The organism is Paenibacillus filicis (genome assembly GCF_038070315.1).
Lineage (GTDB): Bacteria > Bacillota > Bacilli > Paenibacillales > NBRC-103111 > Paenibacillus_G > Paenibacillus_G filicis.
Map to the genome: position 1 here is coordinate 99,924 of NZ_JBBPCC010000018.1, position 12,742 is coordinate 112,665.

The following is a 12,742-nucleotide window of genomic DNA, read 5'->3' on the forward strand; positions in this document are numbered from 1 at the left end:
AACCTGCATTATTGTCAGATTAAATAAGTTAAAGAAATAACGATGTCATATATCCAACAATAACCCCAAGCCCTACCCCTCCAAGAACCTCCGTTCTCGTATGACCCTGTGATTCTCTGTGAGTCTTAAATACTACATTTGAAGAAGAATTGATATGATTCAAATTTTTAGCATGTTCTCCAAGCGCTTTACGTATTCCCGTTGCATCAATAATTATAATAAAAGAAAATGCCACTCCCAATGCAAATAAGCCACTATCTATTCCACTAGAAAATCCAATTGCCGCAGTAGTTGAAACTGCTACTGTAGTATGAGTACTAGGGAAACCACCATTACCTACCATAGACCTCGCCTTCGCACCATACTTCACAAAATTTAGGATGTACTTAAGAATACCAGAACATAGCCATCCTAAGAAGGGGGCTAAGAATAACACTTGCAACTCACCTCTTTAAGATTTTGAAATTGTGATAACTCCTGAAATAATTAATAATAGTCCAATTATCTTGATTAATGATATTTGTTCATTTAAAAATAAAACTGACAAAGCAACAACAATAACATAGCTGAAGCCAACCATTGGATAGGCAATCGAAAGTGGGATTTTAGAAATGGCGACTACCCATATAACTGCTGATACTCCGTAAAATAAAAAACCAATTATGACATAGAAATTCGTAAAGTATTTGCATAGCTTTTCTAGCAAAGAAAATGTTTCAAAATCACCTATTCTATTAGTTCCAAATTTCATAGCTATTTGGGCTATAGCGCTCAATATAATCGATATAAATACTAAGATATATGGTGACTTCATAGTGTCCTCTATTCTATTTTAAAAGATGATATACTAAAACTAAGATCTCGCTTATCTAAACCATATCCCAAGTCACTAGGTTTATCAGAACCATCGTTAGAAACAATCTTAATTATACTATGTTGTCCAGTGCTCACTGTATGGTTAATTTTTATCGCACTATCAACAGGAATCTGACCTTGATAAATTATCTCATCGTTAAAGTAAATACTTGCATTTCTTAATTTATAAAAACTCTTAATATCAAAGCTAATATTGTGAGTTGCATTATCCCCTATTACTAACAGATAAGAATTAGATGCTACCCATCTCCACTTCGCTGTAATATCACCTTCTACACTGTACCACCCTTCTCCAAAACCTGCTTCAATATTGTTAACAAATATATCTTCGTTCCCCAGATATACTCTCGAAACTAAAATTCTTCTATCTAAAGCAGCCTTACTTCGACCATTAATATATCCTATATAATTACTAGATTGGTCCCTAACAATCGACTTTCTTAGTTCCCCATCAAAACCGAAAATATTCATAGGAAATACAGTGTTTTCCAAAAACTCAGTTCCCTGTATCCTCTCCAGAATTATTTCAGGCTCCGGATTATACATACTTGGAAAACCTACTACTGCCATCTTAGCAAGAGGACCGAGCTTCAAGTAATTTCCGAAGTCGTGCTCCTTTATGCAATAAGCAGTAACTACTCCTGTAGTACAAATATATAATATTGAAAATAATACTGTTTTTTTAGTATCAAATTTATCAATAAACCGGAAGCACCCAAAAATCAACACAGGTATATACCAAAGAGAGTAACGGTTGATATACATCATTCCAGAGTTCCAATTCCACTGAGTTGCATTAACTATTGAAATGAATAGTAGTAATACTGAAAGAATAAGTACATTCTTATGTCCTTTAAAGCAAAGATAGATGAAAAATAGTAATAGAACGGGAGTATATACAATAATCCCGAAATTAAGATCAAAAAAGAGGCTCCATATTTTGGGGAAAGTAATAAATTTAAGAGAAGAAAAGCCAGCCTTAGTGATTAAACTAAACTCTCGAAAATTAAGATAATAAAAAATATAGGGTATTATATTTATAGTAGATATCAGTGATAGAAAAATAAAATCAATTCTAGTTTTGGTATCTTTCATTAACTGTGAGCGATGTTTGAAAAACTCAGATATCAATAAATATAGAGATAGTACAGAAATTGCAGGATTTTGCAAAGCAGCTAAAGAAAAAAACAACATAGTAAAATTAATTTTTTTTTCATTTAGATACAAAAAACCCAAAGACATTAATACATAACTAAATACCTCTGGGTGGGACCAATCTAAATAAAAAACAACAGGACTACAAATAGTAATTAAGCAAAGCATTAACTTGGATTTATTATTTATAACAGGACTTTTAAGTATTTTAAGAAGTAGCAGCAGGAAAAGAATGCAGTTGGTTATTTGAAAGCTTTTAAGTGCATTTATATTAAAAAAATCTAGAACAAAATATGTAAAAGAATTAATTAGTGAGTAAAACCAAAAATGATATGAGTAGTACTCCCCCTTTAAGCTTTGGAAATACCCAAAATAATTCTTCTCTAACGGAAAGGTAATATTGTTTTTTTGCTCTAGAGCGTCTCGTTCAACCATATCTGTAGATCTAAGCTCAGGAGAAAGGTGATTTTTTATTGAAATGGTCATTCCTAGATATTCTCGACCATCACCTGTTAATACCGGCTGATGAATAAAGGCTACACTCATTAATATACATGAAAAAAGGGCAAAAAATACAATTAAAAATCTATTATTTTTTTTTTTAAATAAACTATTCATCGTATCACTCCCACTCACTCAAACATATATAAAACAGAGATGGTTAGACAAGCATACATAATAACTGTCACTAATAACGGTTTATCAGTGAACAAAAGCTTATCCGGTGCCCCACCTTCATTCTTTATATGAACCAAGTATAAGTATCTGAACATCCCATACATAACAAAGGGGATTGTCCACATCAAATGAAGCGTTCTTCCAGAAGTAAAAGTAAATAAAGCATAACTAACAATGGTAGCTGAAGTCACTACATTATTCATTTGGTCTATCATTGGTACAGTATAATTTTGTAAAACCTTACGATGAATAGTGCTGTTATTATCAAGCAATATTAGCTCATGCCTTCTTTTATTCACAGCCAAAAAAAGAGCCAGCAACATAGTACAAACTAAAAACCATGGAGTTAAATACACATTAATAATAATAGCCCCTCCGATGGCCCTTAACACAAACCCTGCCGCTATACACATAATATCAAGAATAACTATGTGCTTGACTTTTAACGAGTAACACACATTTATTATAAAATATACCAGAAGCAAAACACCAAAAAGCAGATTTAAATACAATGAGACCATAATAGTTATTAAAAATATACCGCCTGCGGTCACTATTGCTCCTATAGGATTTAATTGACCAGATGCAATAGGACGGAATTTCTTTATTGGATGTTGTCGATCAGCATGTCTGTCCAAATAATCATTCAACACGTAAACACAACTTGAAATCAAACAATAACATACAAATCCAAAAACTGATTGCACAACCATTACAGAGTTGGATTTATCAATGCTAAAAACTAATGCAGCAAAAACTAATAAGTTCTTAGTCCACTGTTTCCATCTCATTTCTTCTAACATTAATAAGAAATAATTCTTCCTTCCTTGTTGTCTGCGTATATCCACGTGTGCTTCCATTTGAAACTGGTTAACCCCTCTCATTATTAAAATAGGATGCGTTATGAGCGAGAAAAACGAAGAAAACGCCACTCCAGATTTCCCCTGATTTTAGCCCGCTTACTTTCTTTGCGGTTAGTCCACTGGTAATAACTGCTTCGGGAAAAGGGCACATAGTTTCGCACACAGCTCTGGAAGCGGTGTTGGTAGATCTATGAATAGATCTGCCCCCAGTCTTTGGCGAAGTCGTGCATCGCTTTTTTAGGATGTTATTCTCCTCTTTCAACTCATGGATTCGCTTTTGCAAGGTCCCGCAGAACTTTGTCATCTGACTTCAGTTGGCTACTGCCTAGGAATGTTCTGCCCCATTCTACTTGAGTCATTGGCCGCTTCGTCTTTAACGAATTGTCCCAGCAAGCCGAAAGGCGCAAGTGAAGTGCTCGGAATTCCGGATTCTTCGCGATTATGACAATCGCCGCGCGATAAATCAGGACCTGCAGTCGACAACATCCGTTCTTACAAATCGTGGTATCACGCCGATCGATGGTGCGCGAAAATTACCTCCGGTAGCTTTGTTTAGTGTACCGCCCGTCAATGACAAGTACTTTCGCATCCTTAATTCCATTTTGGTTGGCGTATTATCGTCTAGTTCTTTATTATTCTTGACGTATATTGACGTGATGCAGATTAACTTGTACCACTTGAGTTCCACGTGGCTTTAAATAGTAAAACAACGGAAACCAGTAATGACCTGTCAGTTCAACGCCGAGAATAACATCTTCCAGTTCGTGCTCCTGTTTCAGAGATAACTATATTCCAGATACTTATCGAACTGCCCTTTCAATCGAAAATAGAAAAAAGGCTACTTTCCAATGCCTACGGAGGAATGCCTTCAGCGCATCAGTCATACCGTTCGGAAAAGTATCGTCAGGAAGATCCCGAACATATTCTTCTTCATCATACCGACGGCTTAAGCATTCTAGATATCGCAAAATACTTAGCACAACGGTGCTAAAAGGTCAATCCCTATGTCAATAAAACTCAGGCACTCGAGCCGGAATCTGCATTGCGAGAGGAGCAACGCTCCGACAGATCTCCCGATTTGACGGCCCAGGCGAAAGGTAATTCATTTCCCTAGCTACTCCTATGAAGTCATGGCCCAACTTCTCCTGGCTCATCATGTACATACAGCATCACAAAGTCATGACTACCTCTTCGCATGTCCCCCAGAAGCAATTTCGATTGCTTGCTACCCAACATTTGTAACCCTCTAGAATTCGTTATTACCTGGAACATCGCGATGCAGACTTTGATACCAAGCGGTCCGAAGAACTGTGGTGTATCAGAAAGTCGAATACATGCTGTAGACCAAAGAGTTAAAATCGCTCTGTGACGTCTACGTGCCTTATGCCGAGAACTGGCATTCAGGTGATCGGCAAAACGGTCGAAAATCTGCCTCCGGTTCCTGGATAGCTTCATTGATCCGTAACTCCGAGTATAAGCAACATAGAACGCTGAGCTTGCTGGCTGGCCTTGATTTAAGTCACAGGTGAAGTGTTCAATTCGTTAGAGGGGCGCCGCGGAGCCAAGAATTCGTTGGTTTTCTAAAGGCGTGGGCAAAGTGTTTGGTATTAGCTACATCTGTGCCGATGATCCGGCATTTTCCCTGAAATTTTCGCAATACTTGTTTGCTAAATTGATTATGCTTCATCTAGAGCGTCCTCCTCATTTAAGGCAGTGAATGTTACCTAAATTCGAACCCCAGTGTATAGGAGGTGCTTTTTCATTTCAAACCACAAATTAATTCGTATTAGCATCGCTTGTATAACATAATTGACTTGGCGATCACCCTGCAACAACTATTAAATTGATAACCGAAAACGCTACAATACCAGAAGGGAAGATTAAATTGTGCCCCAACTATAGGAATGGATTACTGCTTTGCTCCACTGTTACAAGCTTATCTGCTGAGTTCAAACCAGTCGAGCTAGGGCCTGTACGTAAACTTTACAACTCGCAGAGATCTGGTAAAATAAGGAATATGGGAAGTTAACTGATGAAGAATGAAACATGTTGCTATCGAACCGGATTCGGAGCAAGTCATTGTCGATACCACCATCGTCCGCGTCCATCAACATGGAGCGGACGCAAAATGGGGCAGAACTGGCAAGCCATCGGACGTTCGCGACCGATGGCTGACCACTAAAATTCATGCGATGGTAGATGCACTCGACTACCCGCTGCTTTGAATTGACGCCAGGACAAGACCACGATTCTATAACCGGTTATCGCCTTCTTCATGAACTGGACTTCTCACCGGGCGAAGTGTTGGCTGATCAGGCCTACGATACCAATGCTATTCTGGAGTTTTTGCAAAGCCGAGCGATTACTCCGGTTATCCCAAGCAAATGCAATCGGCGAGTAAATCGTCCGTTAGATTCTGAAACGTATAAAGAGCGACACTTGATTGAATGCTTTTTCAACAAAGTAACAAACTATCGACGCCTGGCCACTCGCTATGAAAAAACAGCGAACATGTTCATGGCTTTTTTGACGCTGCTTTCCATTCGTTTATGGCTCAAATAGGTTTGCTTACAGGCCCTAGTAAGCATTCTTATTGATAAATCCATTGATGATCGTCTTCCAGATAATCCGAATATCGAATAGAAAAGTCCAATTCTCAATGTAAAAAATATCGTATTGGATCCGGTCCTCGATCGATGTGTCGCCGCGGAGTCCATTGGACTGAGCCCAGCCTGTGATCCCCGGGCGAATATGATGCTTGACCATATACTTCGGAATCTCTTCCTTGAACTGATCCACGAAAAAAGGACGCTCCGGACGTGGTCCCACGACGCTCATATGGCCGAACAACACATTGAAAAACTGCGGCAGCTCATCCAGACTCGTTTTTCTTAGGAAGGTACCCAGCTTCGTCTTGCGCGGATCGTTCTCCGTCGTCCACTTCGTGTCGGAGGAATTATCACTCTGCACCTTCATGGATCTGAACTTGTACATCATAAAATGCCGTCTGTTCAACCCGACACGTTCCTGCTTGAAAATCACCGGCCCCGGAGAGGTTAGCTTGATGCCAATAGCGATCAAAATCAACAAAGGCGAAGTGATCAGAATAGCCGTCAGAGAGAACGCTATATCGAACAGCCGCTTGAAAAAACGATTCCGCATTTCGTCCAAAGGGATATCCCGAACATTAATCAATGGCATTCCAGCGAAGTTATCGAAATACGGTTTCGACGGCAAAAAGTCGAAGTAGTCAGGAATAATGAGCGTCTTCACTCCAGCCTTCTCGCACGTATTGATGATGCGTCCATACTTACTATGCGCAGTTAGCGGAAGCGCAATAATGACCTCATCCACCAGTTCGGAGTTCAGCACACTCTCCAGCTCATCCACCCGACCAATAATGCTGCTGTAGCTCTCGAAACCGGGTTCGTGGTTCTCGTGGTAATCATCCAGGAAGCCTACCACTTCGTAGCCGAGCTCAGGATGCTGCATCAGGTTGTGGTAGAAGTTTCTTCCTAGCGTTCCGGCACCTAGGATTAGGATAAACTGCTTGTTGAAGCCCTTCCTTCTCAGACGCTTCAGAGAGAATTTCAGAATGTATCTGTAGAAGCTGACAAGCAGGATACTATTGACCAGAAACATCAACAAGTAGGACCGGGACAGGTTCAGTTCCTTGAAAATAAACAGCAAACTCAACAGTACGAACAGGCTGATCGTATAAATCTGGATAATGGTAAAAAGTTCGTAAGAAAATCGTTTCTTTCGCTTAGGTGTATAGAAGCTGGATAAATAACCAATCCCGATGACGATAAGAGCATAAATAACGCTCCATAATGCATAATTCTCCACAGGCAGCGAGGGCTCAAAATCAATCCACCCGCTTCTGAACTTCAGCCACCAAGAGAATAAAAAAACCAGTTGTATACAAGCGAAGTCAGTCGCTGCGTAAATCTGCGATAGAAAGCCTTGGCTCCGGCGTATCAATATTTCTTCACCTCACGGATCCAAATCTGTTCAGTAATAATGAAAGTCCTAATTTGACTGCAATTCCAGTATACACCAAACCCGTCACAAGTGCTGGATATTTTTTGGAATAATGCTTCTTATGAAATAAAACCATGGCCCGATGAAACTCATAGATGATCTTAAAAGGCTTCCTCCGGCTGCTGGCGCCCTTGTAATGCGTAATCTGTGTATAAGGGTAGTAATGAATCTGCCAGCCCGCTTCCTTTATTCTATAACACCAGTCGATATCCTCGCCATACATAAAAAAATCCTCATCGAGCATCCCGACTTGATCGATCGCCTCTCGCCGCACCATCATGAAGGCTCCGACCAGGCAATCTACCGGATAGTCTTGGTCCGGATCGAGATAGCCGAGCTGATACTGATTAAATTTCGGCTTGTCCGGGAACAGCTTGGACAGACCGAATGCATAGTAAAAGGAAGCCGAAGGCGTAGGAAAGCCGCGGCGGCATGCTTTGTCTAGGGAGCCGTCAGGCAGGACGACCTTACAACCCGCTGCACCCACCTTCGGATGGCTATCCATGAAGTCCAGCATCGTCTGCAGCGTATCCGGCTGCACGATGGTATCGGAGTTAAGCAGCAGAATGTAGCGGCCGCGGGCGATGCGCATGCCTTGGTTGTTGGCTTTGGAGAAGCCTTGATTCAAGTCATTCACGAGCAAGCTGACCTCGGAGCCAAATTCTGTGCGAATCGCGCCCACCGAAGCATCAGATGACGCGTTATCTACGACAATAATCTCGTACGCCTGCTCCAGCACCGATTGCCGGACGCTGTGGATACAATTGACTGTCAACCGGCAAGTATTATAGTTTACGATAATTACACTCAGATCCATAGTTAGTCCTTTATCGACATCAATTTTAGCAAGAAGCCTATATTGTGAAGGAACCCATGTTTGAGAAACCGTTCACGATACACCATCTTTATTTTACGAAACCGAGGAGCCGTCTTCAATCGAATGAACTGTTCCACTACATCCCGTTGCCGCGCTGGCAACCGATCCCCATATTGGGATCGGAAAGCTTCCGCCTGCTCAAACAGGAATGATATGGACTTCTTTTTGTAGGTACTGTACATTTGATTGGGCAGCGTATAAGCGGAAGCACCCAAGGTATTCGAACCATGCTGCCGGTAGTCGATAGAAGCTTCATGAATAAATACGATACGCCCGAAAGCGGAAGCTACAACCGCGATCCACCAATCATGCATGATTGCCTGCGGGGGGATGGGACATGCAAGTTCAGCAAGCCTCCGGTTGATAATCATCGTACAGCCGGTCACCACATTTTGTGTCAGCATACGAGACAGCGAGGTTTGCGTCGGGTCCAGGTGCTGATAATGTACAAAAGAGGACGATAACTGGCGAAGATCCGCATCCACAACCTGAAGATCGCCATGAACAAGGAGGGGAGTATGCATCCCCAGCTCCTTCTCTAGCAACTGGATTTCCCGCTTGCTGCGACTCACTTTGTCGGGATGCCACACATCATCCTGGTCGCAGAACATTACGTAGTTCACATTAGGATCCTCAAGTGCTGCTTCGACTAAACAAGCAAAGCTGAGCTTCGCCCCAAGGTTTTCCTTAGCATCGACCCACTGCACATAGGGAAACTGACTCCGTTTATGCTGAAGAAGACGTAACGTTTGATCTGTCGATCCGTCATCCCTCAGTACCAGACGAAAGTTGGAATCCGTTTGGGCTAACAAGGAGTCTAGCTGAGCCTCAAGGTACTTCTCCCCATTATAGGTGGATAGGACGACAGCCATATCTACGGGGGATGAGGCCATGGCTGCTCGCCTCCTTTCCTAGTTTACTCAACTTATATTCTTACCCGCCTCAAACGAAAAAGCAAGTGGGGATGTCCACTTGCTCTCAAAATGAGCGCTTAACTGTACAACTCTATTTGGTATTTTGCAAATATTTCTTCAAGAACTCCTTTAGCCCTTCTCGCCAAGGCCGAAGGTCTTGAAGTACATTGGTCCGAATACTCATATGGTCCATCACCGAAAACGGCGGTCTTGCTGCTGGCCTCGGAAACTCCTCCGTCGTGCAAGGCTCCAGACGAACCGTCACCTGAGCCTCCTCGAAAATCGCCTTAGCGAATTCATACCAGGAACAAGCACCGGTATTTGAAGCATGGTATATGCCGTATTTATCCGTGACAACCAACTCCAGCAAAAACTTACTCAAATCCTCCGTAAACGTCGGTGAGCCAACCTGATCATGCACGACTTTCAGGTGTTCCCGCTCTGTGGCCAACTTGAGCATCGTCTTCACGAAATTATTGCCGTGCAGCCCGTACACCCAAGACGTCCTCACGATAAAAAATTTGCGCGACAAGCTTTGCACCAGTAGCTCTCCGGCACGCTTCGATTTCCCGTATACACCAGACGGATTCGTATTGTCATATTCTCGGTAGGGAGTCGTCCCATGACCATCGAAAACGTAGTCTGTGCTGATATAACAAAACTTGCTACCGACTACATTCGCCGCATTCACCAAATTCCTGGTGCCAACAGCGTTAACCGCATAGGCATAGTCAGCCTCTTGCTCCGCCAAATCGACGGCTGTGTAAGCTGCACAGTGAATTATGACATCCGGCTGAAATTGCTGCACTTGTTCCATACATGCCTTATCGTCGACAATATCCAACTGCTTACTTCCAAGTCCCACTACTTGGTGAGACTCAGCAAAAAGACTCACCACATCCTGCCCCAACTGCCCTGTAGCCCCGGTTACAAGTACCTTCATTTCTTCTCACCAAGACGTTCTGCGTACTGTTTTTCATAGTACGCCTGGTAATCGCCCGTTTGGATTCGCTTCCACCATTCTTGATTATCGAGATACCACCGAATGGTCTCTTGAATACCCGTCTCAAAATGATACGCCGGCTTCCAGCCAAGATCTCTCATAATCTTGGTTGCGTCAATGCCATAGCGACGATCATGCCCCGGGCGATCCTTGACATATTGAATCAGGCTTTCGGATTTGCCGAGCTGCTGGAGGATCGTTTTCACTATATGGATATTAGTTCTTTCGTTATTTCCTCCGATATTGTATACCTCACCGCTCACACCTTGATGCATGACCAAATCGATAGCGCTGCAGTGATCCTCCACATATAACCAGTCGCGAATGTTGAGCCCGTCTCCATAAACCGGCAGAGGTCGGTCAGCCAATGCATTCGCAATGATTAAAGGAATCAGCTTCTCTGGAAATTGGTAAGGTCCGTAGTTATTCGAACAGCGCGTAATATTCACGTTCATCCCGTAGGTTTCGTGATAAGCCCGGACAAAAAAATCCCCCCCTGCTTTGCTGGCAGAATAAGGACTATTGGGCGCAAGCGGCGTCTCTTCCGTAAACAGCCCCGTCTCCTCAAGAGATCCATATACCTCATCGGTTGAAACCTGAACAAACTTAGACACTCCAAAGGCTTTAGCTGCATCTAGCAGCACCTGGGTTCCCAGTACATTAGTTTTCAGGAAAATTTGCGGATCGGAAATGCTGCGATCCACATGAGACTCCGCGGCGAAGTTCACCACGATATCCACTCCTTGCTCGAACAACCCTTGAACCGCTACCGTATCTGTAATATCCACCTTAGAGAAGGTGTACCGTGGATTATCCTCTACACTCGTCAAGTTCTCCAAATTTCCTGCGTACGTCAATGCATCCACATTGATTACGTGATATTCCTGATATTTGTTCAGCAGGTACATGACAAAATTACTGCCGATAAAGCCTGCGCCACCTGTAACCAGTACTCTCATGCGATAAACCTCCACTATTCAAAAAGTTCTTTGGCATCCTTCAAAGCAGGATGCGTTCCATCCTTGATGGACAAAATAGGCGTTTGTGTCGGCCAATCGATAGCCAGCTCATGGTCATTCCAAGCGATACCTCGATCGTGCTCTGGTGAGTAAAGTTCGTCCACCTTATACAACACCTCGGTGTTAGGAACAAGCGTGCAGAAGCCATGGGCAAAACCTTTCGGAACAAGAAGCTGCCGTTTATTGGAAGCACTTAGAATAACCCCAACCCATTTCCCAAATGAGGGAGAACTCTGCCTGATATCCACTGCAACGTCATAAATTGCACCGGCCGCGACGCGAACAAGCTTAGTCTGCGCTTTGGGTTGCAACTGGTAATGAAGTCCTCGAATAATGCCCGCCTCGACAGACAGTGAATGATTATCTTGTACAAACGAAAAGTGAAGTCCCGCTTGTTCAAACTTAGCCGCGTTATAACTTTCCAAGAAAAATCCACGGTTGTCTCCAAACACCGGAGGTTCAATAATGAACACCCCGTCCAGCTTAGTTGATATAATGTTCATCATACACCTACCTATAATTTTAACTTGCCGAATTCCTGTCCAAATAAGAGATCCTTCGCCAGCTCATTGGCTTTCGCCAGAGATTCATGTGTGCCCGCATCCGTCCACCAGCCATCCAGAATGTCATAGGTCAGCTGGCCTTTTTGAATATAAGCGTTATTTACGTCCGTTATTTCCAGCTCACCACGGTTGGAGGGCTTTAGTGTTTTAATGATATCAAATACATGATGATCAAACATATATATGCCGGTAACCGCATAATTGGTCTTCGGATTTTGCGGCTTTTCTTCAATGGAAACAATTTGTTGCCCTCTTAGCTCAGGAACACCATAACGCTTCGGATCATGCACATTTTGGATGAGGATTTTTGCTCCAGTCTTTTGGTCGGAAAATCTTTGAACAAACGTAGAAATACTAGAATAAAATACATTATCACCCAAAATAACAACCATCTGGTCTTGATCAATAAATTGCTCGGCTAGCCCCAGTGCCTGTGCAATACCTCCTGCTTCGTCTTGAACTTTGTAGGTGAATGTAACTCCAAAATCTTTACCGCTGCCGAGCAGATTTACGACATCCCCCATATGGTCCTTACCCGTGACAATTAAGATATCGATAACGTTCGCTTCTTTCAATTTGGCTACACTATGGTAGATCATAGGGTACTTGCCAACTGGAAGTAGATGTTTATTGGTGACTTTGGTTAAAGGGAACAAGCGTGATCCCGTTCCGCCGGCTAGGATGATACCTTTCATCTTGTAAACCTCCGAATAAGATTACTTTCAACTATTGTATTTTTATATAGTAGAG

At 42.5% G+C, this 12,742-nt stretch carries 14 protein-coding genes; 2 read left to right on the plus strand and 12 right to left on the minus strand.

Annotation, left to right across the window (positions count from 1 at the left end):
- Positions 1-28: 28 nt before the first annotated feature.
- From WMW72_RS24485 to WMW72_RS24505, 5 genes are all read right to left on the minus strand, one after another.
- Positions 29-436 carry a divergent PAP2 family protein gene (locus WMW72_RS24485; RefSeq protein ID WP_341418203.1) on the minus strand — a complete coding sequence of 136 codons (408 nt, stop codon included), beginning with the start codon at positions 434-436 and terminating at the stop codon, positions 29-31.
- A gap of 15 nt (positions 437-451) precedes the next feature.
- On the minus strand, positions 452-814 hold the full coding sequence (locus WMW72_RS24490) for an EamA family transporter (protein ID WP_341418204.1): 363 nt from the start codon (positions 812-814) through the stop codon (positions 452-454).
- 8 nt (positions 815-822) lie between these two features.
- Positions 823-2,649 (minus strand): hypothetical protein, encoded by a 1,827-nt coding sequence (locus WMW72_RS24495; protein ID WP_341418205.1) that lies wholly within the window; start codon positions 2,647-2,649, stop codon positions 823-825.
- A 14-nt stretch (positions 2,650-2,663) separates the two neighbouring features.
- Positions 2,664-3,569 (minus strand): decaprenyl-phosphate phosphoribosyltransferase, encoded by a 906-nt coding sequence (locus tag WMW72_RS24500; protein WP_341418246.1) that lies wholly within the window; start codon positions 3,567-3,569, stop codon positions 2,664-2,666.
- A gap of 1,537 nt (positions 3,570-5,106) precedes the next feature.
- A complete protein-coding gene (locus WMW72_RS24505) occupies positions 5,107-5,259 on the minus strand; it encodes a hypothetical protein (protein ID WP_341418206.1) in 153 nt (50 codons plus the stop codon).
- 352 nt (positions 5,260-5,611) lie between these two features.
- Here WMW72_RS24505 and WMW72_RS24510 point away from each other — a divergent pair, with 352 nt between their 5' ends.
- Positions 5,612-5,797 (plus strand): hypothetical protein, encoded by a 186-nt coding sequence (locus WMW72_RS24510; RefSeq protein WP_341418207.1) that lies wholly within the window; start codon positions 5,612-5,614, stop codon positions 5,795-5,797.
- Positions 5,772-6,134 (plus strand): transposase, encoded by a 363-nt coding sequence (locus tag WMW72_RS24515; protein WP_341418208.1) that lies wholly within the window; start codon positions 5,772-5,774, stop codon positions 6,132-6,134. Before WMW72_RS24510 ends, WMW72_RS24515 begins: the two co-directional genes overlap by 26 nt.
- A 15-nt stretch (positions 6,135-6,149) precedes the next feature.
- Here the strand turns inward: WMW72_RS24515 and WMW72_RS24520 are convergent, their stop codons facing one another.
- The 7 genes from WMW72_RS24520 to WMW72_RS24550 form a co-directional block, all read right to left on the minus strand.
- A complete protein-coding gene (locus WMW72_RS24520) occupies positions 6,150-7,556 on the minus strand; it encodes an undecaprenyl-phosphate glucose phosphotransferase (RefSeq protein ID WP_341418209.1) in 1,407 nt (468 codons plus the stop codon).
- Between the two features lie 7 nt (positions 7,557-7,563).
- Positions 7,564-8,433, minus strand: coding sequence for a glycosyltransferase family 2 protein (locus WMW72_RS24525; RefSeq protein ID WP_341418210.1), 870 nt, complete (start codon positions 8,431-8,433; stop codon positions 7,564-7,566).
- Positions 8,434-8,435: 2 nt separating this feature from the next.
- Complete coding sequence (locus WMW72_RS24530) at positions 8,436-9,365, minus strand: glycosyltransferase family 2 protein (protein WP_341418211.1); 930 nt, start codon at positions 9,363-9,365, stop codon at positions 8,436-8,438.
- A 133-nt stretch (positions 9,366-9,498) separates the two neighbouring features.
- Positions 9,499-10,350 (minus strand): dTDP-4-dehydrorhamnose reductase, encoded by an 852-nt coding sequence (gene rfbD / locus WMW72_RS24535; RefSeq protein WP_341418212.1) that lies wholly within the window; start codon positions 10,348-10,350, stop codon positions 9,499-9,501.
- Positions 10,347-11,369 carry a dTDP-glucose 4,6-dehydratase gene (rfbB, locus tag WMW72_RS24540; protein WP_341418213.1) on the minus strand — a complete coding sequence of 341 codons (1,023 nt, stop codon included), beginning with the start codon at positions 11,367-11,369 and terminating at the stop codon, positions 10,347-10,349. Before rfbB ends, rfbD begins: the two co-directional genes overlap by 4 nt.
- Before the next feature lie 14 nt (positions 11,370-11,383).
- Positions 11,384-11,932, minus strand: a complete 549-nt coding sequence (rfbC, locus tag WMW72_RS24545) for a dTDP-4-dehydrorhamnose 3,5-epimerase (protein WP_341418247.1) — start codon at positions 11,930-11,932, stop codon at positions 11,384-11,386.
- A gap of 11 nt (positions 11,933-11,943) precedes the next feature.
- Complete coding sequence (locus WMW72_RS24550; RefSeq protein WP_341418214.1) at positions 11,944-12,687, minus strand: sugar phosphate nucleotidyltransferase; 744 nt, start codon at positions 12,685-12,687, stop codon at positions 11,944-11,946.
- Positions 12,688-12,742: the final 55 nt, after the last annotated feature.

Excerpts from the sequence above, each read along its gene's own strand:
- WMW72_RS24490 (WP_341418204.1), bottom strand. The coding sequence starts at position 814 with ATGAAGTCACCATATATCTTAGTATTTATATCGATTATATTGAGCGCT.
- WMW72_RS24495 (WP_341418205.1), bottom strand. The coding sequence starts at position 2,649 with ATGAATAGTTTATTTAAAAAAAAAAATAATAGATTTTTAATTGTATTT.
- WMW72_RS24500 (WP_341418246.1), bottom strand. The coding sequence starts at position 3,569 with ATGGAAGCACACGTGGATATACGCAGACAACAAGGAAGGAAGAATTAT.
- WMW72_RS24505 (WP_341418206.1), bottom strand. The coding sequence starts at position 5,259 with ATGAAGCATAATCAATTTAGCAAACAAGTATTGCGAAAATTTCAGGGA.
- WMW72_RS24510 (WP_341418207.1), top strand. The coding sequence starts at position 5,612 with ATGAAACATGTTGCTATCGAACCGGATTCGGAGCAAGTCATTGTCGAT.
- WMW72_RS24515 (WP_341418208.1), top strand. The coding sequence starts at position 5,772 with ATGCACTCGACTACCCGCTGCTTTGAATTGACGCCAGGACAAGACCAC.
- WMW72_RS24525 (WP_341418210.1), bottom strand. The coding sequence starts at position 8,433 with ATGGATCTGAGTGTAATTATCGTAAACTATAATACTTGCCGGTTGACA.
- WMW72_RS24530 (WP_341418211.1), bottom strand. The coding sequence starts at position 9,365 with ATGGCTGTCGTCCTATCCACCTATAATGGGGAGAAGTACCTTGAGGCT.
- rfbD (WP_341418212.1), bottom strand. The coding sequence starts at position 10,350 with ATGAAGGTACTTGTAACCGGGGCTACAGGGCAGTTGGGGCAGGATGTG.
- rfbB (WP_341418213.1), bottom strand. The coding sequence starts at position 11,369 with ATGAGAGTACTGGTTACAGGTGGCGCAGGCTTTATCGGCAGTAATTTT.
- rfbC (WP_341418247.1), bottom strand. The coding sequence starts at position 11,932 with ATGAACATTATATCAACTAAGCTGGACGGGGTGTTCATTATTGAACCT.
- WMW72_RS24550 (WP_341418214.1), bottom strand. The coding sequence starts at position 12,687 with ATGAAAGGTATCATCCTAGCCGGCGGAACGGGATCACGCTTGTTCCCT.